General features: G+C 45.4%; 18 protein-coding genes. 12 read left to right on the top strand and 6 right to left on the bottom strand.

Annotated elements, in window-relative coordinates; all coding sequences use genetic code 11:
- Nucleotides 1–7 precede the first annotated feature (7 nt).
- The 8 genes from NX845_RS14820 to fis all read left to right on the top strand — a co-directional run bounded on the left by NX845_RS14820 (nucleotide 8) and on the right by fis (nucleotide 7,969).
- Entirely contained in the window at nucleotides 8–640 is a 633-nt protein-coding gene (locus tag NX845_RS14820) for a 3'-5' exonuclease (RefSeq protein ID WP_065682705.1), read from the top strand.
- A 218-nt stretch (nucleotides 641–858) separates the two neighbouring features.
- Nucleotides 859–2,808, top strand: a complete 1,950-nt coding sequence (acs, locus tag NX845_RS14815) for an acetate--CoA ligase (protein ID WP_260256963.1) — start codon at nucleotides 859–861, stop codon at nucleotides 2,806–2,808.
- 323 nt (nucleotides 2,809–3,131) lie between these two features.
- A complete protein-coding gene (aroQ, locus tag NX845_RS14810; protein ID WP_004729735.1) occupies nucleotides 3,132–3,581 on the top strand; it encodes a type II 3-dehydroquinate dehydratase in 450 nt (149 codons plus the stop codon).
- Between the two features lie 74 nt (nucleotides 3,582–3,655).
- Nucleotides 3,656–4,105 (top strand): acetyl-CoA carboxylase biotin carboxyl carrier protein, encoded by a 450-nt coding sequence (gene accB / locus NX845_RS14805; protein WP_017083823.1) that lies wholly within the window; start codon nucleotides 3,656–3,658, stop codon nucleotides 4,103–4,105.
- 15 nt (nucleotides 4,106–4,120) lie between these two features.
- On the top strand, nucleotides 4,121–5,464 hold the full coding sequence (gene accC / locus NX845_RS14800) for an acetyl-CoA carboxylase biotin carboxylase subunit (RefSeq protein WP_004729738.1): 1,344 nt from the start codon (nucleotides 4,121–4,123) through the stop codon (nucleotides 5,462–5,464).
- Nucleotides 5,465–5,652: 188 nt separating this feature from the next.
- A complete protein-coding gene (gene prmA / locus NX845_RS14795) occupies nucleotides 5,653–6,540 on the top strand; it encodes a 50S ribosomal protein L11 methyltransferase (RefSeq protein ID WP_017083825.1) in 888 nt (295 codons plus the stop codon).
- Between the two features lie 140 nt (nucleotides 6,541–6,680).
- Nucleotides 6,681–7,649 (top strand): tRNA dihydrouridine synthase DusB, encoded by a 969-nt coding sequence (gene dusB, locus NX845_RS14790; RefSeq protein ID WP_260256973.1) that lies wholly within the window; start codon nucleotides 6,681–6,683, stop codon nucleotides 7,647–7,649.
- Nucleotides 7,650–7,672: 23 nt separating this feature from the next.
- Nucleotides 7,673–7,969, top strand: coding sequence for a DNA-binding transcriptional regulator Fis (gene fis, locus NX845_RS14785; RefSeq protein WP_004729744.1), 297 nt, complete (start codon nucleotides 7,673–7,675; stop codon nucleotides 7,967–7,969).
- 90 nt (nucleotides 7,970–8,059) lie between these two features.
- Here fis and zntR read toward each other — a convergent pair whose 3' ends face one another.
- Nucleotides 8,060–8,500: a Zn(2+)-responsive transcriptional regulator gene (zntR, locus tag NX845_RS14780; RefSeq protein ID WP_029222059.1), complete on the bottom strand. Its 441-nt coding sequence runs from the start codon at nucleotides 8,498–8,500 to the stop codon at nucleotides 8,060–8,062.
- Between the two features lie 325 nt (nucleotides 8,501–8,825).
- Between zntR and purH the strand changes: the two genes are divergently transcribed.
- The gene (gene purH / locus NX845_RS14775; protein ID WP_102569469.1) at nucleotides 8,826–10,418 is read left to right on the top strand and encodes a bifunctional phosphoribosylaminoimidazolecarboxamide formyltransferase/IMP cyclohydrolase; all 1,593 of its coding nucleotides are present in this window, start codon (nucleotides 8,826–8,828) and stop codon (nucleotides 10,416–10,418) included.
- A 181-nt stretch (nucleotides 10,419–10,599) separates the two neighbouring features.
- Nucleotides 10,600–11,889, top strand: a complete 1,290-nt coding sequence (gene purD, locus NX845_RS14770; RefSeq protein WP_102575795.1) for a phosphoribosylamine--glycine ligase — start codon at nucleotides 10,600–10,602, stop codon at nucleotides 11,887–11,889.
- A 168-nt stretch (nucleotides 11,890–12,057) separates the two neighbouring features.
- Here purD and NX845_RS14765 read toward each other — a convergent pair whose 3' ends face one another.
- Both NX845_RS14765 and hupA read right to left on the bottom strand, forming a co-directional pair.
- Nucleotides 12,058–12,756, bottom strand: a complete 699-nt coding sequence (locus NX845_RS14765; protein WP_065682709.1) for a DUF1481 domain-containing protein — start codon at nucleotides 12,754–12,756, stop codon at nucleotides 12,058–12,060.
- 47 nt (nucleotides 12,757–12,803) lie between these two features.
- Nucleotides 12,804–13,076, bottom strand: a complete 273-nt coding sequence (gene hupA / locus NX845_RS14760) for a nucleoid-associated protein HU-alpha (RefSeq protein WP_004729753.1) — start codon at nucleotides 13,074–13,076, stop codon at nucleotides 12,804–12,806.
- Nucleotides 13,077–13,346: 270 nt separating this feature from the next.
- On the opposite strand from hupA, the gene NX845_RS14755 reads away from it, so the two are divergent.
- Nucleotides 13,347–14,498 carry a CNNM domain-containing protein gene (locus tag NX845_RS14755; RefSeq protein WP_017077566.1) on the top strand — a complete coding sequence of 384 codons (1,152 nt, stop codon included), beginning with the start codon at nucleotides 13,347–13,349 and terminating at the stop codon, nucleotides 14,496–14,498.
- 80 nt (nucleotides 14,499–14,578) lie between these two features.
- Here NX845_RS14755 and NX845_RS14750 read toward each other — a convergent pair whose 3' ends face one another.
- Nucleotides 14,579–15,166: a YjaG family protein gene (locus NX845_RS14750; RefSeq protein WP_004729756.1), complete on the bottom strand. Its 588-nt coding sequence runs from the start codon at nucleotides 15,164–15,166 to the stop codon at nucleotides 14,579–14,581.
- Between the two features lie 71 nt (nucleotides 15,167–15,237).
- On the opposite strand from NX845_RS14750, the gene NX845_RS14745 reads away from it, so the two are divergent.
- On the top strand, nucleotides 15,238–16,164 hold the full coding sequence (locus NX845_RS14745; RefSeq protein ID WP_017080179.1) for a D-2-hydroxyacid dehydrogenase: 927 nt from the start codon (nucleotides 15,238–15,240) through the stop codon (nucleotides 16,162–16,164).
- Nucleotides 16,165–16,169: 5 nt separating this feature from the next.
- Here the strand turns inward: NX845_RS14745 and NX845_RS14740 are convergent, their stop codons facing one another.
- Together NX845_RS14740 and hemE are read right to left on the bottom strand one after the other, a co-directional pair.
- Entirely contained in the window at nucleotides 16,170–16,715 is a 546-nt protein-coding gene (locus tag NX845_RS14740; protein WP_065682711.1) for a DUF4136 domain-containing protein, read from the bottom strand.
- A 130-nt stretch (nucleotides 16,716–16,845) separates the two neighbouring features.
- Nucleotides 16,846–17,913, bottom strand: coding sequence for a uroporphyrinogen decarboxylase (gene hemE / locus NX845_RS14735; RefSeq protein ID WP_004729761.1), 1,068 nt, complete (start codon nucleotides 17,911–17,913; stop codon nucleotides 16,846–16,848).
- Between the last annotated feature and the right edge of the window lie 201 nt (nucleotides 17,914–18,114).

Genomic DNA, 18,114 nt, shown 5'->3' with positions numbered 1-18,114 from the left:
CTGAACGATGAATAGATTGGTTCGTTATTACTGGCATCACAAACTTAAAGGCTCCCCCTATCAGCCTTTTTTTGCCGCGCCTACCCATAATGAATATGTATCGCTCGATTGTGAAACCACCAGCCTCGACCCTAATCAGGCGGAATTAGTCACTATTGCCGCGACAAAGATCATCGGTAACCGAATCATTACCAGCCAACCTTTTGAAGTTCGACTACGAGCACCGCAGTCACTCGATTCCAATTCCATCAAAATCCATCGCATTCGCCATCAAGATCTAAAGCACGGCATAGAAGAGAAACAAGCTCTAATTGAGCTGCTGGATTTCATCGGTAATCGCCCTTTAGTCGGATATCACATCCGCTACGATAAAAAAATTCTCGATCGCGCCTGTTTAAAACAACTCGGATTTCCATTGCCTAACCGGTTAGTCGAAGTGAGCCTGCTCTATCAAGAAAAACTCGAAAGGCAGCTGCCCAATGCCTACTTCGATCTCAGTATGGACGCCATCTGCCGCCAGCTGGATTTGCCTATCCCGGTCAATAAACATGATGCATTACAAGATGCTATCTCCGCAGCCCTGATCTTTGTTCGCCTTAAATACGGTGATTTACCTCGTTTCAACTCTTCTTATTCTTAATTCAACCATTGCCTCTCTGCATAGAGAGCAATATCGCAAAAATGAACTTAACTCGCTATTTTCTAAGTGAAAAGCAGCGTCTCATCCTAAAGTCTAATTGTGGAAATCGCCGTCCTAGCCGAGAGTGATAGCACAACGACAGTCCTGTAATAGACTTAGAAACTGAACACAAAGGAAGTTGCCAGTTCATTAAGAATGTAGGCACAAGGAGAGATGCAATGAGTGAAGCCCACGTTTATCCGGTAAAAGAAAATATTAAATCAACGACGCACGCGGATAATGACACTTACCTAGCCATGTACCAACAATCTGTATCTGACCCTGAAGGCTTTTGGGGTGAACACGGAAAAATCGTTGATTGGATTAAACCTTTCACACAGGTAAAGAACACCTCTTTTGACCCTGGCCACATCGATATCCGCTGGTTTGAAGATGGCACGCTTAATGTTTCGGCTAACTGTATCGACCGTCACCTTGCTGAGCGCGGTGATGAAGTCGCCATCATCTGGGAAGGCGATGATCCGGCTGATGACAAAACACTAACTTTTAATGAACTGCACAAAGATGTATGCCTGTTTTCAAATGCTCTAAAAGAGCAAGGCGTACGCAAAGGCGATGTGGTTTGTTTATATATGCCAATGGTTCCTGAAGCGGCAGTGGCTATGCTGGCGTGTACACGTATCGGTGCTGTCCACACTGTGGTATTTGGCGGTTTCTCTCCAGAAGCACTGTCTGGTCGTATTATCGATTCCAACTCTAAAGTTGTTATCACTGCCGATGAAGGCGTGCGTGGTGGCCGTGCGGTTCCACTGAAGAAAAATGTTGACGAAGCACTCACCAACCCTGAAGTAAAAAACATCGAGAAGGTTTTCGTATTCAAACGCACTGGCGGCGATGTGGCGTGGCACGAACACCGTGATGTGTGGTGGCATGATGCTATTGCTAATGTATCGGCAGATTGCCCACCAGAAGAGATGAACGCAGAAGACCCACTATTCATCCTTTATACGTCAGGCTCTACAGGTAAACCGAAAGGTGTTATGCACACCACAGGTGGCTACCTTGTTTATGCAGCCATGACCTTCAAATACGTATTCGACTACCAAGAAGGCGAAACCTTCTGGTGTACAGCGGATGTAGGCTGGATTACCGGTCACACTTACCTCGTTTACGGGCCGCTTGCCAATGGCGCAAAAACAATTCTATTCGAAGGCGTGCCTAATTACCCGAACACCAGCCGTATGAGTGAAGTGGTCGATAAGCATCAAGTTAATATTCTTTATACTGCACCAACAGCGATTCGCGCTTTGATGGCGAAAGGCAATGAAGCGGTTGAAGGGACTTCTCGTGACAGCCTAAGAGTCATGGGCTCGGTAGGTGAACCTATCAACCCAGAAGCGTGGGAGTGGTACTACAAAACGATTGGTAATGAGCAGTCTCCGATTGTCGATACATGGTGGCAAACAGAAACGGGCGGTATCTTAATCTCACCACTGCCGGGCGCAACAGACCTAAAACCGGGTTCAGCGACTCGCCCATTCTTCGGTGTACAGCCCGCGCTGGTTGATAACATGGGTAACATCATTGAGGGTGCAACAGACGGCAACCTTGTGATTCTTGACTCTTGGCCAGGACAAATGCGTACCGTACATGGCGATCATGACCGTTTCGAACAAACTTACTTCTCTACCTTTAAAGGCATGTACTTTACCAGTGATGGTGCTCGTCGTGATGAAGACGGTTACTACTGGATTACTGGCCGTGTTGATGACGTGCTTAACGTATCTGGTCACCGTATGGGTACCGCTGAGATTGAATCCGCTCTAGTGGCGTTTGATAAGATTGCTGAGGCCGCGATTGTCGGTATTCCTCATGATATTAAAGGCCAAGCCATTTACGCTTACATCACGTTGAATGATGGTGAGTTCCCAACTGCAGAGCTTCATAAAGAAGTGAAAGACTGGGTACGTAAAGAGATTGGTCCTATCGCAACGCCAGATGTCCTGCATTGGACAGACTCTCTGCCAAAAACTCGTTCGGGTAAGATCATGCGTCGTATCCTTCGTAAAATTGCCACCGGCGATACTGGAAATCTAGGTGATACCTCGACACTGGCCGACCCAAGCGTGGTTGATAAACTGATTGCAGAGAAAGCAGAACTGGCATAAGCAACCCGTCACATTAGCTAGTCACTGTTTAAAACAGACCATAACGAAACCGTCACCTATGTGGCGGTTTTTTTATGGCCGATCTTGATCTCAAATATCTTCGATAAAATTAAAGCCATCGTGGTTTTTTGTTAAGTTGATAACAATTCCATGCTGTACTTATAGGAGATTAGACCAGTAAATTGCTGCGATTTGCGCTGAATTAGCTATAATCTGGTTCTAATTTTTAAATTTGGGTTTTTCTTACTGGAAATTAACCCCAGATTTTCAATAAAATGGCAACATTCACATTCGTAAACACGATAAAGGAAGATAGCCCCACAATGTCTACAAAGTTTCGCATTCTAGTTTTAAATGGCCCAAACCTTAACCTGTTAGGCCTTAGAGAGCCTGCACACTACGGTTCTCAAACACTTGACCAGATTATTAGCTCATTGACCGAGCAAGCGAAAACACAAGATGTTGAGCTGTCTCACTTACAGTCAAATCGTGAGTATGAACTGATTGAAGCTATCCATAGTGCTTATCAAAATGTTGATTTCATTATTATCAACCCAGCGGCCTTTACACATACCAGTGTGGCGTTGCGTGATGCACTACTTGGTGTTGCTATCCCATTTATTGAGGTTCACCTATCGAATGTTCACGCACGTGAACCATTCCGTCACCACTCTTACCTATCTGATAAAGCAGAAGGTGTGATTTGTGGCTTAGGTGCCCAAGGTTATCAATTTGCTTTGACGGCTGCGCTCAACAAGCTCAACGCAAAGTAAATAAAAACAACGAACTATTACTAACCTACTCAGTCAAAGAGTAAGTTCAATCAACAGATAAAGAGAAAGAAACAATGGATATTCGCAAAATCAAAAAGCTAATCGAATTGGTTGAAGAGTCTGGTATTTCTGAGCTAGAAATCTCTGAAGGTGAAGAGTCAGTACGAATCAGTCGTAACAGCCCTGTATCTGCAGCACCGATTCAATATGCAGCGGCTCCAGCTCCTGTAGCGGCAGCACCTGCGGCGGCACCTGTAGCAGCAGAAGCAGCAGCTCCTGCAGTTCCAGCTGGCCACCAAGTTCTTTCTCCAATGGTTGGTACTTTCTACGGCGCTCCAAGCCCAGATGCAAAACCATTCGTTAAGGTTGGTCAATCTGTAACTGCTGGCGAAACGCTATGTATCGTTGAAGCAATGAAAATGATGAACCAAATCGAAGCTGATAAATCTGGTGTTGTAACGGCTATCCTAGTTGAAGACGGTCAACCAGTAGAATTCGACCAAGCTCTAGTAATTATCGAATAATAGAGAGCACTCATTATGTTAGATAAATTAGTAATCGCGAACCGTGGTGAAATTGCACTGCGTATTCTGCGAGCATGTAAAGAGCTTGGCATCAAAACGGTAGCGGTTCACTCAACAGCTGACCGCGATCTTAAGCACGTACTGCTTGCTGACGAAACCATTTGTATCGGTCCAGCTCGTGGTATCGATAGCTACCTAAACATCCCTCGTATCATCAGCGCAGCTGAAGTTACAGGTGCAGTAGCTGTTCACCCTGGCTACGGCTTCCTATCTGAAAATGCAGATTTTGCAGAACAGGTAGAGCGCAGTGGTTTTATCTTCGTTGGCCCTAAAGCTGAAACCATTCGCATGATGGGTGACAAAGTGTCAGCTATCACGTCAATGAAGAAAGCTGGCGTACCTTGTGTACCGGGTTCTGACGGCCCTCTTGATGATGATGAAGTGAAAAACAAAGCGCACGCTAAGCGCATTGGTTTCCCTGTAATCATCAAGGCATCTGGCGGCGGCGGCGGTCGTGGTATGCGTGTTGTTCGTACTGAAAAAGAACTAACAGAAGCTATCGCGATGACGCGTGCTGAAGCAAAAGCATGTTTCAATAACGACATGGTTTACATGGAAAAATTCCTAGAAAACCCACGTCATATTGAAGTACAAGTGCTTGCAGATGGCCAAGGCAATGCTATCCACCTAGGTGAGCGTGACTGTTCAATGCAGCGCCGTCACCAGAAAGTTGTGGAAGAAGCACCAGCTCCAGGTATCACTGAAGAGATGCGTAAGTACATCGGTGACCGTTGTACTCGTGCATGTCTTGAGATTGGTTACCGCGGCGCAGGTACATTTGAATTCCTATACGAGAACGGTGAGTTCTACTTCATCGAAATGAACACTCGTATCCAGGTTGAGCACACGATTACTGAAATGGTAACGGGTATCGACCTAGTGAAAGAGCAACTTCGCATTGCTGCTGGTCAGCCTCTATCATTCACACAGGATGATATTAAGCTGCGCGGCCACTCAATCGAATGTCGTATCAACGCGGAAGATCCAGTTCGTTTCTTACCATCTCCAGGTAAGATCACGCGCTTCCATGCTCCAGGTGGTATGGGTGTTCGTTGGGAATCTCACATCTATACTGGCTACACAGTACCACCACACTACGATTCAATGATCGGCAAGCTGATCACTTACGGTGAGAACCGTGACGTAGCGATTGCACGTATGAAGAACGCACTAGCAGAAATGATTGTTGAAGGTATCAACGTCAATACTGAGCTGCAATTAGCGATTATGAACGACGAAAACTTCCAACACGGTGGGGCAAACATCCACTACCTTGAGAAGAAACTTGGTCTGCAATAGAAGCTAGTCTTCCGTAATACGTTCTCTGTAGAACAGTAATAAATGCTCACTTCGGTGGGCATTTTTGTTTTTAAACACTCGCAAAAATCAATCAATAATCCCTCTTATAATCCGCGGTGTTTTGATGAATTTGCTCATATTTTCTGCTAGACTCCCCATCCAATTTTTCTCATATAGAAGATGCAGCCATGCCTTGGATTCAAATCAAGCTTAATGCGACCAATGAAAATGCCGAACAAATCGGCGACATGTTAATGGAAGAGACTGGTGCTCTTTCCGTAACTTTCCTGGATGCACAAGATACCCCTGTATTTGAGCCTCTGCCGGGTGAAACTCGCCTTTGGGGTGATACTGACATTCTCGCGCTTTACGACGCTGAGACTGATACTGGTGTCGTTCTAGCGCAGATTAAAGCAAGCAACATGTTCCCTGCAGACTTTGCTCATAAAGTAGAGCAAATTGAAGACAAGGATTGGGAACGTGAATGGATGGACAACTTCCACCCAATGAAGTTTGGTGAGCGTTTATGGATCTGCCCTAGCTGGCGCGATATCCCTGAACCTGACGCTGTAAACGTAATGCTGGATCCCGGTCTTGCATTTGGTACAGGTACTCACCCGACAACGGCATTGTGTCTTGAGTGGCTTGAAGGCTTAGACCTTACAGGCAAAACCGTGATCGATTTCGGTTGTGGTTCAGGCATCCTAGCGATCGCTGCGATCAAACTTGGCGCGGCAAAAGTTATCGGGATCGACATTGATCCTCAAGCCCTGCTTGCATCAAAAGACAACGCACAACGCAATGGCGTGGCAGAGCAACTAGAAGTCTTCTTACCACAAGATCAACCGGAAGGTTTACTTGCTGACGTTGTTGTTGCCAACATCCTTGCTGGCCCATTACGCGACCTTTCTGGCATCATTAAAGGCCTAGTTAAGCCAAATGGTGTACTTGCGATGTCGGGTGTTTTAGATACACAAGCGGAAGATGTTGCGACTTATTATCGTGATGAGCTTCACATTGATCCGATCATTGAACAACAAGAATGGTGTCGAATCTCAGGTCAGAAGCAAGGCTAGGTAAGACTTTGAGCGCTAATTGACTGAAATTTAAACAAATTACAAAAACAAATTGTAAATGCTCAAATATTAGTCTTTTCACGCAGCGAAAAAATGCGTAAAATGCGCGCCCTTGCTGGTACAGAACTGTGATGACATTTTTGAAAATCGGAAATTATCAACTTAAGAACAATCTAATCGTCGCTCCTATGGCTGGCGTAACGGATAGACCATTCCGTGAGTTGTGTCTTCGTTACGGTGCGGGGATGGCAGTCAGTGAAATGATGTCCTCCAATCCTAAAGTTTGGAAAACGTCAAAATCTCAGCAGCGTATGGTACATGAAGGCGAATCGGGCATTCGTTCAGTACAAATCGCTGGTGCAGATCCACAGCTTATGGCCGAGGCTGCTCAATTCAATGTTGCTAACGGTGCGCAAATCATCGATATCAATATGGGTTGCCCAGCCAAAAAAGTGAATAAGAAGCTTGCGGGCTCAGCCCTACTTCAGCATCCAGAACTCATTGAAGATATTCTGAAGGCTGTGGTAAATACTGTCGACGTTCCAGTAACGTTGAAAACGCGCACAGGCTGGGATACAGACAATAGAAACTGTGTCCAAATCGCGAAAATAGCCGAAGACTGCGGCATACAAGCTCTTGCCCTTCACGGGAGAACTCGCGCTTGTATGTACAAAGGTGAGGCAGAATACAAACACATTAAAGCAGCGAAACAAGCAGTATCTATTCCGGTTATCGCTAACGGTGATATCGATAGCCCGGAAAAAGCGAAGTTTGTGCTGGAGTACACCGGTGCTGATGCTTTAATGATAGGTCGACCTGCCCAAGGACGTCCTTGGATTTTTAACGAAATCCTACACTATTTGGAAAACGGCACCACGATGGACCCGCTCCCGATTTCGGAAGTGAAAGACATCATGCTTGGTCATGTGAACGCTCTACATGAGTTTTATGGCGAGTTTTTAGGCCCCCGAATTGCTCGTAAGCATGTGGGTTGGTACCTAAAAGAACATGAACAAGCGAGTGAGTTTCGCCGTACCTTCAACGCATTCGAAGCAGGTGATCTGCAGCTTGAAGCGCTAGAAGGTTTTTTTGATAACGTTGCACCATAATTACGAGAAGAGCTAGACCGAATATGTTCGAACAAAATCTGACTTCAGAAGCATTGACAGTAACTACAGTTACATCACAAGACCAAATCACGCAGAAACCACTACGTGACTCAGTTAAAGCATCATTGAAAAATTACCTTGCTCAATTAAACGGTCAAGAAGTCAGCGAGTTATACGAATTAGTATTAGCTGAAGTTGAACAGCCACTACTAGACACTATCATGCAGTACACTCGCGGTAACCAAACTCGCGCAGCAACCATGATGGGTATTAACCGCGGTACTCTTCGCAAGAAACTTAAAAAATACGGCATGAACTAATCGTTCTTTCGTAATTTATTGAATGGAAAGCCAAGCTCATTTTTTGAGTTTGGCTTTTTTTTGGCTTGTCGAACCGTAATAGGTGGCTGATTACTCTCCAGTGCGACAGCAGCGCTCTTTATCAACGTTTGCTGAATCCAAGGCTGCCAGAATAGAACAATGGCTTGCATCGTCGTCTACGTGGCCACAACACGCATCATTGATCTTTTTAAGTGCAGTGCGAATCTTGGTTAACTCGGTAATCTTCTCATCGATCATCTCTAGTTTTGCTGAGGTAATTGATTTCACTTCGGCGCAACTGTGCTGTGTGGCTTCGAGACGAATCTCAAGCAATTCTTTAATCTCGTCCAGACTCAGTCCCAACGCTTTAGATTTGAGAATAAACGTCACCTGTTTCTGGTTATTTTCATCATATAGGCGATAACCCGACTCACTGCGACTGGCTGGCGCGATCAGGTTATTCTTCTCATAAAATCGTAAGGTATCGGCTGTCACACCGCATCGTTTCGCTAATTCACCGATCTGAAACATGTTTTTTCCTACTGTTCCGTCCATTCCACAATTAACCTTATCGTTACTTTTCAGGCTGAAATGGCACTTTTCATAATTAATTTTGAGATGCCAAACGATTGCGCGAGCTTTTTTGTAATAAATTAGTTAGAATCTGCGCCATCAAATTTGGAGTTGGTTATCTTATAGCTTAATCATAAGACTAACCCAAAAGGTCTTTACCAAAACTGGCCAATATTTTATCTCTTACTGGTATCTAAGATAATCCACGCTAAGAAGATAGAAACAAGTTCTTTTTTGGCAAATATCTTTATTTTAACCCCATGAATTTGAGGAAGATGGAAGCATGAATAACGCTCGTCCAATTCGCCGCGCTCTCATCAGCGTATCAGACAAAACTGGTATCGTTGAATTTGCACAAGCTCTTGCTAACCGTGGTGTAGATATCCTATCTACCGGTGGCACTGCTCGCCTGCTTGCTGAAAAAGGCATCTCTGTTACAGAAGTATCTGACTACACTGGTTTCCCAGAAATGATGGATGGCCGTGTTAAGACTCTGCACCCAAAAGTTCATGGTGGTGTTCTAGGCCGTCGTGGCCAAGATGATGACGTGATGGAAACTCACGGTATCAACCCTATCGATATGGTTGTTGTAAACCTATACCCATTCGCAGAAACCGTTGCTAAAGAAGGTTGTACCCTTGCTGACGCTGTTGAGAATATCGACATCGGTGGCCCTACAATGGTTCGCTCTGCAGCGAAAAACCACAAAGACGTAACGATCGTTGTAAACGCACACGACTACGAGCGCGTTGTCACTGAAATGGACGCTAACGAGCAATCTCTGACCCTAGAGACTCGCTTCGACCTCGCTATCGCAGCATTCGAACACACGGCTTCTTACGACGGTATGATCGCAAACTACTTCGGCACTATGGTTCCATCATACGGTGAGAACAAAGAAGGTGACGAAGAAAGTAAATTTCCTCGCACGTTCAACCAACAGTTCGAAAAGAAGCAAGACATGCGCTACGGTGAGAACAGCCACCAAGCAGCAGCATTCTACGTTGAAGCGAATCCTGAAGAGGCATCAGTTTCAACGGCTCGCCAAATTCAAGGTAAAGCCCTTTCTTACAACAACATCGCTGACACTGACGCAGCACTTGAGTGTGTGAAAGAGTTCGACCAGCCAGCATGTGTGATCGTTAAGCACGCTAACCCATGTGGTGTTGCACTAGGTGAAGACATCCTAGAAGCTTACGACCGCGCATTCAAAACAGACCCAACGTCTGCATTTGGCGGCATCATCGCTTTCAACCGTGAACTAGACGCAGCAACAGCAACGGCTATCACTGAGCGTCAATTCGTTGAAGTTATCATTGCACCATCTGTTTCTGCTGAAGCAGTAGCAATCGTAGCGGCTAAGAAAAACCTTCGCCTGCTTGAGTGTGGTAAGTGGACAACTAAGACAACTGGTTTTGACGTGAAACGCGTTAACGGTGGTTTGCTAGTGCAAGACCGCGACCAAGGCATGGTTTCTGAGGATGACCTAACCGTCGTTTCTAAGCGCCAACCTACAGCGGAAGAACTAAAAGATGCTCTATTCTGCTGGAAAGTAGCGAAGTACGTTAAATCTAACGCGATCGTTTACTCGAAAGGTGACATGACGATTGGTGTGGGTGCTGGCCAAATGAGCCGCGTTTACTCTGCAAAAATCGCAGGCATCAAAGCAGCAGACGAAGGTCTACAGGTTGAAGGTTGTGTGATGGCATCAGATGCATTCTTCCCATTCCGTGACGGTATCGACGCGGCAGCAGAAGCTGGCATCAAGTGTGTTATCCAACCGGGCGGCTCTATGCGTGATGACGAAGTTATCGCTGCAGCAGACGAACACGGCATGGCGATGATCTTTACGGGCATGCGTCACTTCCGCCACTAATTTCCTCTTCGTATTTGGCACTGTGGCGTCGTTAGCTGCTTTCGCCCACCCCGGTCACATAGCGGACTATGATTCCGGGGATGGGCTCAATTGCTGCCTAGCCACATCACCAACTACTTTGAGCAAGACTTATAACTTTGTTTTTTTAAATATTTAGATATTTGAGATTAAGGATTTTACAATGCGAGTTTTAATCATCGGTGCTGGCGGTCGTGAGCACGCACTAGGTTGGAAAGCGGCACAAAACCCAAACGTTGAAACAGTATTCATTGCTCCAGGTAACGCAGGTACTGCACTTGAGCCGAAACTAGAGAACGTAAACATCGGCGTTGAAGACATCGCTGGTTTAGTCGCGTTTGCTCAAGATAAAAAAATCGAACTGACTATCGTGGGCCCTGAAGCACCATTGGTTATCGGTGTGGTTGATGCATTCCGCGAAGTTGGCCTACCAATCTTTGGCCCAACTCAAGCGGCAGCACAGCTTGAAGGCTCTAAAGCATTCACCAAAGACTTCCTAGCTCGTCATGATATCCCAACAGGTTACTACTCAAACTTCACTGAGATTGAGCCAGCTATCGCTTACGTTCGCGAGCAAGGCGCTCCTATCGTAGTGAAAGCTGACGGTCTTGCGGCAGGTAAAGGCGTTATCGTTGCGATGACACTTGAAGAAGCAGAAGACGCAATCAAAGACATGCTAGCGGGCAACGCCTTTGGCGAAGCAGGCAGCCGCGTTGTTATCGAAGAGTTCCTCGAAGGCGAAGAAGCAAGCTTCATTGTAATGGTTGACGGCTCTAGCGTGCTTCCTATGGCCACCAGCCAAGATCACAAACGTGTTGGCGACAAAGACACTGGGCCGAACACGGGCGGCATGGGTGCTTACTCTCCTGCACCGGTTGTGACTCCAGAAATCCACAACCGTATCCTTGAGGAAGTTATCTACCCAACGGTACGTGGCATGGACGCGGAAGGCGCACCTTACACAGGTTTCCTTTACGCTGGCCTAATGATCGATGCTGACGGCACACCTAAAGTTATCGAATACAACTGCCGCTTTGGCGACCCTGAAACGCAACCTATCATGATGCGTATGGAGTCAGACCTTGTTGAACTTTGCCTAATGGCTATCGACGAGAAGCTCGACGAAGCAGAATCGAAGTGGGATCCACGCGCTTCTATCGGTGTTGTTCTTGCGGCTGGCGGTTACCCTGCTGACTACGCAAAAGGTGACGTTATTTCACTACCAATAAGCGAAGTTGAAGGCCAAAAGGTTTTCCACGCGGGTACGACAAATAATGAAGCTGGCGACGTTGTGACAAACGGCGGTCGTGTACTTTGTGCAACAGCACTGGGCAATACGGTTTCTGAGGCTCAAGAGCGCGCTTACGCGTTGACGAAGCAAGTTAGCTGGAATGGTATGTTCCACCGCAATGACATTGGTTACCGTGCGATTGCGCGCGAACAAGAGCAGTAAACAATCTTGTTGCTCGCTTAGATTCGAGTGAGAGCAAGTGAATAACAGAAAAAGGCGCCTCAATAGGCGCCTTTTTATTATCTCATATATACAAGAAACTGTATTTGTACAGACAAATAGGCACTTAGCCTACAGTAGGCCAAATACTCTTAATTCTTTGATTGCTTTCTATTCTTTCAGCAACGATGGCCTTACGACACAATCATGACTGTCTTCAGCCAGCATCAGTAACTCTTCTACGCTCATCTTACCGAGTAAGTCACTGCCAAGAAACGCCGCATAGCTTTCCACAGACGCCAATCGGTCAATCACGAAGCCTGGTAAGGTCTGGTTAAATTCAATGCGATCAAACTCACCACCAGCGCACGTTTTAAAAGAGCTGCCATTCCAGTAACCCTGAATCAGCCTAAGCCCTTCATCATGCTGCTTCGTTGTGGTCGCTAGAACCGACGTCGCTTCTTTCTGATAGTTTTCAAGCTGCTTGGCTTGGATAGGTAAGATTTTGCTGTCAATACGATACTGCTGATACACAGCCTCGCCTGACTTGTTGAAACGCACATGAACACGATAAGGCACCAGCTTATTCGATGAATTACGCTGTTCGCCTTCACGAACGAATTCACGAAGTATACCTTCCGACCAAGCATAGTCAGTTTGGTACCAGCCGTAATCGCCGACAGTGACATAGTCAGCTGAAGAATGAGGTTGTGTTAGTTTATTAGTAACCCAGTAAAAACTTGTCGCGTCGCCCATGACTTGGCCGCCGGTGTGAGTTTCAAATTGCTCTAGGTTTTTGCTGGGGCTGGTTGATGAACAGCCAATGAGGAATGTAGATAATAGTGAAACGAGAAGAAATGCTTTTTTCATAAAAACCTGTACCGAGGTGGAATACGACTACCTCGGTACAGTTTAGATTATTTCACTGAATCTTTCAGCGCTTTACCTGCAACAAATGCTGGAACATTTGCAGCAGCGATTTGGATCTCATCACCAGTTTTTGGGTTACGACCAGTGCGAGCTGCACGGTGGTTTACTTTAAAAGTACCAAAACCAATTAGCTGAACTTGATCGCCATCTTTAAGAGCATCTGTAACACCACCAAGAGTCGCTTCTAGAGCAGCTTTAGCTTGTGCTTTAGAAAGGTCCGCTTTTTCAGCAATAAAGTCGATTAATTGAGTCTTGTTCATTTTAGGTTTCCCTTCTTTGTATTTTTGAATTCAATTTACTCTAAAACATAAATGCCCCATCTGGCAAAGGTTTGTCGTCGATCTTTAGCTCTAATGCCGTAGTTTTAGCCATAATATGAGTAATAACTCACAATTTGTTACTGATTTTATTGAGCAAGCCCTTGTTTAAAAGGGGCTGAGAGGCAAATTAATGATGACCTAGCCACTACTTTATCTCTATAATCCACGCTGAATCGCTGCTAAAGCGTACAATTTAATTTAAGGGCAAACATGCTGCTGCTAACTATTTACGTCTCCATTGCTATTGGAGTTTCTTTCATTTGTTCTGTTTTAGAAGCTGTACTTTTGAGTATTAGTCCGAGCTACATTGCTCAACTAAAACAAAATGGGCACCCTGCAGCAGAGTCTTTAGACAAACTGAAAACAGACATTGACCGCCCGCTCGCGTCAATTTTAACGCTCAACACCATCGCGCACACAATCGGTGCTGCGACGGCAGGTGCACAAGCGGCTGTGGTTTTTGGTAGCCAATGGTTAGGTGTATTCTCTGCCGTACTGACTTTGGGTATTTTGGTTTTGTCTGAGATTGTTCCAAAAACCATTGGTGCAACCTACTGGCGTCAACTTGCTCCAGCATCATCAAACGTACTTCGCTGGATGGTTTTCTTTCTAACACCGTTTGTCTGGTTCTCCGAACAGATCACCAAACGTCTTGCTCGTGGCCACCAAGCACCAAAAATGCGTGATGAGCTGTCTGCAATGGCTATTTTGGCAAAAGAAAGTGGTGAGTTTGCTGAAGGCGAATCAAAAATTCTGAGCAATCTATTAGGCATTCAAGATGTGCCCGTGACGCAAGTGATGACACCGCGCCCTGTTGTATTCCGCGTCGATGCCGAAATGAGCGTGAATACGTTCCTAGAGCAACACAAAGACACACCATTCTCGCGCCCATTAGTTTACAGCGAGCAAACTGACAACATCATTGGTTTTGTGCACCGTCTGGAGCTGTTTAGATTGCAACAAGCGGGTTGTGGCGAGAAAGCTCTGGGTGAAGTAATGCGCCCTATCCACGTGTTGCTGAACAACATGGGCTTGGCTAAAGCCTTTGACCAAATGATGGCAAACCGCCTGCAGCTTTCCTTAGTAGTTGACGAGTACGGTACGATTCAGGGCATCATCACCCTAGAAGATATCTTTGAGCACCTAGTGGGCGAAGAGATTGTCGACGAGGCAGATAAGACGACTGACATGCAAGAACTGGCATTTCAGCGTTGGGAACAGTGGAAAGAAACACACGGTGTTATCGAAAACCGCGATGAAGAGGACGAGCTAGAGGAAAAAACTCTAACAGACAACGACACCTCAGACTCAAAGTCAGCGGATGAAGACAAGGTTCAAAAAGAAGACAAAAAAGACGCTTAATCTCAATTTGATAGCGTCAGATACAACAAAGGCTCCCTAGGGAGCCTTTGTTTTTATTCGTACTTTGATGCGATAGCGAATTATAACGCTACACCAATGTTACTTACTGGGTCTTCACGCAGTTCGTGGCGTAGATCTTTGATCAGCTCTAGGTCACGCTCAGTCGTTTCACGTAGAGGTCGGAAGATGGCCCACTGAACGTCCCACTCTTCACACACCGCTTCGTTTTCTTTCTGGTTTTCGTTTGTCACTTCTTCAGCGCCTTGAGCAAACTCAAGCTCAGCAACCGTCTTCACCGATTGTTGACTCACTTTAATTACAGTTTCAAGCAGATGCTCACGGTCAAGTAAGCCATGGATTAACGTTGCTAAGCCTTGGCACGCGTCCATCGCAGGGTAAACACCGTAGAAATCAAAATCATCTCCACTTGGGAATAGCTCTTCGACTTTCTCAAGCTGACGCTCAAAATTCACCTTTGCCGTTTTAACGGTTAAGATTTCCCAAATGCTATCCAAAACATCACGATAGATTCGAGCTTCCGCAAATTCTGTATTCTCACAAAACATGGCATAGTTAGGGTACATACGCTCACATAGACACGCCATAAAGGTAATTTGTTGCCAAGGTTCTAACTTTTCTAGACGAACCTGCAGTGGATTCTGAAGCATAGTCACTCAATAATTGCAGAAAAAGACAGCGAAAGTGTACTTGATAAACCTAGGATGGAAAAGGTAGGCCGATGAACAATTTTACGAATAAGCTCTATATTCTTACTGAGCATGACGATACTTATACGCAACTGATTCTAAACCAAGGGTTACCTGACCTCGAAATCACTCAAAACCCCGAATTAGCTGAGATCGTGCTGGCTTCTCCTCCTTTAATCGCGGAGCGACTTAATGAGTTTAAACATCTAGACTGGGTGCAAAGTACCTACGCAGGAATCAATAAACTCACTCAGCCGGATCTTCGTCAAGATTATACGCTGACCAACGTCAAAGGCATCTTCGGCCCTGCGATTGCTGAATACGTGTTAGGTTACACGATCAGCCACTGTAGACACTTCCCTCACTACCACCAGCAACAAGCACAACGAAGCTGGCAGCCACAGCTATATACTAGCCTAACTGACAAAACCATGGTGATTTTAGGAACAGGTTCAATCGGAAGTCATTTAGCGAAAACCGCAGCTGCCTTTGGTATTCATACCATTGGAGTCAACCGTACCGGCATCCCATCAAAGCAAGAGACCTTTAAAGACACTTTCCACATCAATGAGATAGAGGCTGCCCTTAAGCAAGCGGATATTGTGGTCAACACCTTGCCATCAACAGCTGAAACCTATCAATTACTCAATCAAACGACCTTAAGTTACTGCTCGAATGTGCTGCTGTTTAATGTTGGCAGAGGAGAGAGCTTAGATAACAAAGCCTTGTTGCTTGCGATTAAGAATAAGTGGGTTGAGCATGCTTTCTTGGATGTGTTTGAAAGTGAGCCCCTCTCGCAGGAGCACCCTTTCTGGACATTACCGCAAGTGACCATCACCCCGCACATTGCAGCGCTGAGTGAGCCAAGGCAGGTGGTAGAGCTCTTCGCCGAGAATTACCAACAGTGGCGAGATGGCTTTAAACTGAACCATGTCATCGATTTTGATAAAGGCTATTAGCCTTGTCATTCGACATTCGAAGAAGGAACGGGATAGTCTTCGAACATTTGTTTCACTTGATCTAAGATAAACTCATTCCGGTCTTCCGTGTCCATTGTCTCCGTGAGTTGTCTTTGAGATATGGAACGCCAAATCACATCGTTGGACTGAGTTTCAACTATGCTAATACTCAGTTTTCCATACTTTTTCTCTTTAACACGAGTGGGGGTGCTAACTCCTGCTCCATAGACGTTGTTGATACTCCCAGTTCCGAAACCAAAGCTAAAAGTAGGCCCATCAGCAAGTAACTCGGATTCCTCAAGAATTTCGTAATAAACCGTAAGTTGTGCATCACTCTCTAAGAAACTGATTCCTCGGAACTTCATTTCTTCATCTACGGCTTTTTTAATTCGAGCAGCATCAAGTGTTAAAGGTGATTGCTTGGGTTCATCATATTGATAAGTTTTAAAGCCTGCGAAGCTGACTGACGAATCATAATCAGTAGAAACGTCGGAAGCACAGCCAAGTAAGAGCAACAATAGCGTAAAGAATAAATACCTAAGTCTAAACATAAAACTTTCCGTTAGAGGTTGTTATGTTCAGCATAGTAGAAAACTAACTAACGATAAGAATAAAATGCCAACAGCACAAACAAAAAAGCCCCTAGTTAACATATCTAGGGGCTTTGAAAACATATCTTAATTACTTATGGTATGGCTTAGATAGGTCATGAACTGCGTCCACAAATACACCAGCATTCTCTGGTGGCACATCTAGGTGAATACCATGGCCAAGGTTAAATACGTGACCAGTACCGCCGTCACCAAAACCTTCCAGGATAGTGCCGACTTCTTCACGAATACGCTCAGGTTGTGCGTAAAGCACTGATGGGTCCATGTTGCCTTGTAGAGCCACTTTATCGCCAATACGCGCTTTTGCATCCGCAATATTGATTGTCCAGTCTAGGCCCACCGCATCACAGCCAGTCGCTGCGATAGATTCTAGCCACATGCCACCGTTCTTAGTGAACAGAGTAACCGGTACACGGCGACCTTCGTTTTCACGGATTAGGCCATCTACAATTTTGTGCATGTACTGTAGTGAGAACAGGTTGTAGTCACGCGGAGTAAGTACACCACCCCATGTGTCGAATACCATTACCGATTGTGCACCCGCTTTAATTTGCGCGTTCAGGTATTCAATAACGGTGTCAGCCAGCTTATCTAGAAGTAAATGCAGTGTTTGTGGCTCTGCGTACATCATCTTCTTGATCTTGGTAAACGCCTTCGAGCTGCTGCCTTCAACCATGTAAGTTGCCAGTGTCCAAGGGCTACCAGAGAAACCAATCAATGGCACTTCGCCTTTCAGATCTTTACGGATCTGACGAACAGCATTCATTACGTATTGAAGCTCGCCTTCTGGATCAGGTAGGCCAATCTTCTCTACGTCAGCTTTACATGTGATAGGACGTTCAAACTTAGGACCTTCACCAGTTTCAAAGTACAAGCCTAAGCCCATTGCATCAGGGATAGTTAGGATGTCAGAGAACAAGATTGCCGCATCAAGCGGGAAACGACGTAAAGGTTGAAGTGTTACTTCTGATGCCAGTTCAGCGTTTTTGCACAAAGACATGAAATCGCCCGCTTCAGCGCGCGTTGCTTTGTACTCTGGAAGATAGCGGCCAGCTTGGCGCATCATCCATACTGGTGTGTAATCAACAGGCTGTTTTAAAAGTGCGCGTAAATAGCGATCGTTTTTTAATTCGGTCATTCCGTTAAATTCCAATTCAATCTTGTCTAGTTTTGATGGCAAGTATTCTAACACTGATTGAAGGGTAAAAGCTGTGTGCTTTGCAACCTAGATCAAGTTATTAACTTTTAAATCAATGCTTAGTTTGCACCCAATTACGGGAGCATGTTAAAAATTTGTTCGCTAGCGAAAATTACAATTATAACATCTGAGTAGTCACTA

Source organism: Vibrio sp. NC2, assembly GCF_025195005.1.
In the GTDB taxonomy this organism is placed as follows: Bacteria; Pseudomonadota; Gammaproteobacteria; order Enterobacterales; family Vibrionaceae; genus Vibrio; species Vibrio splendidus.
This window is presented reverse-complemented; position numbering and strand designations above follow the sequence as displayed.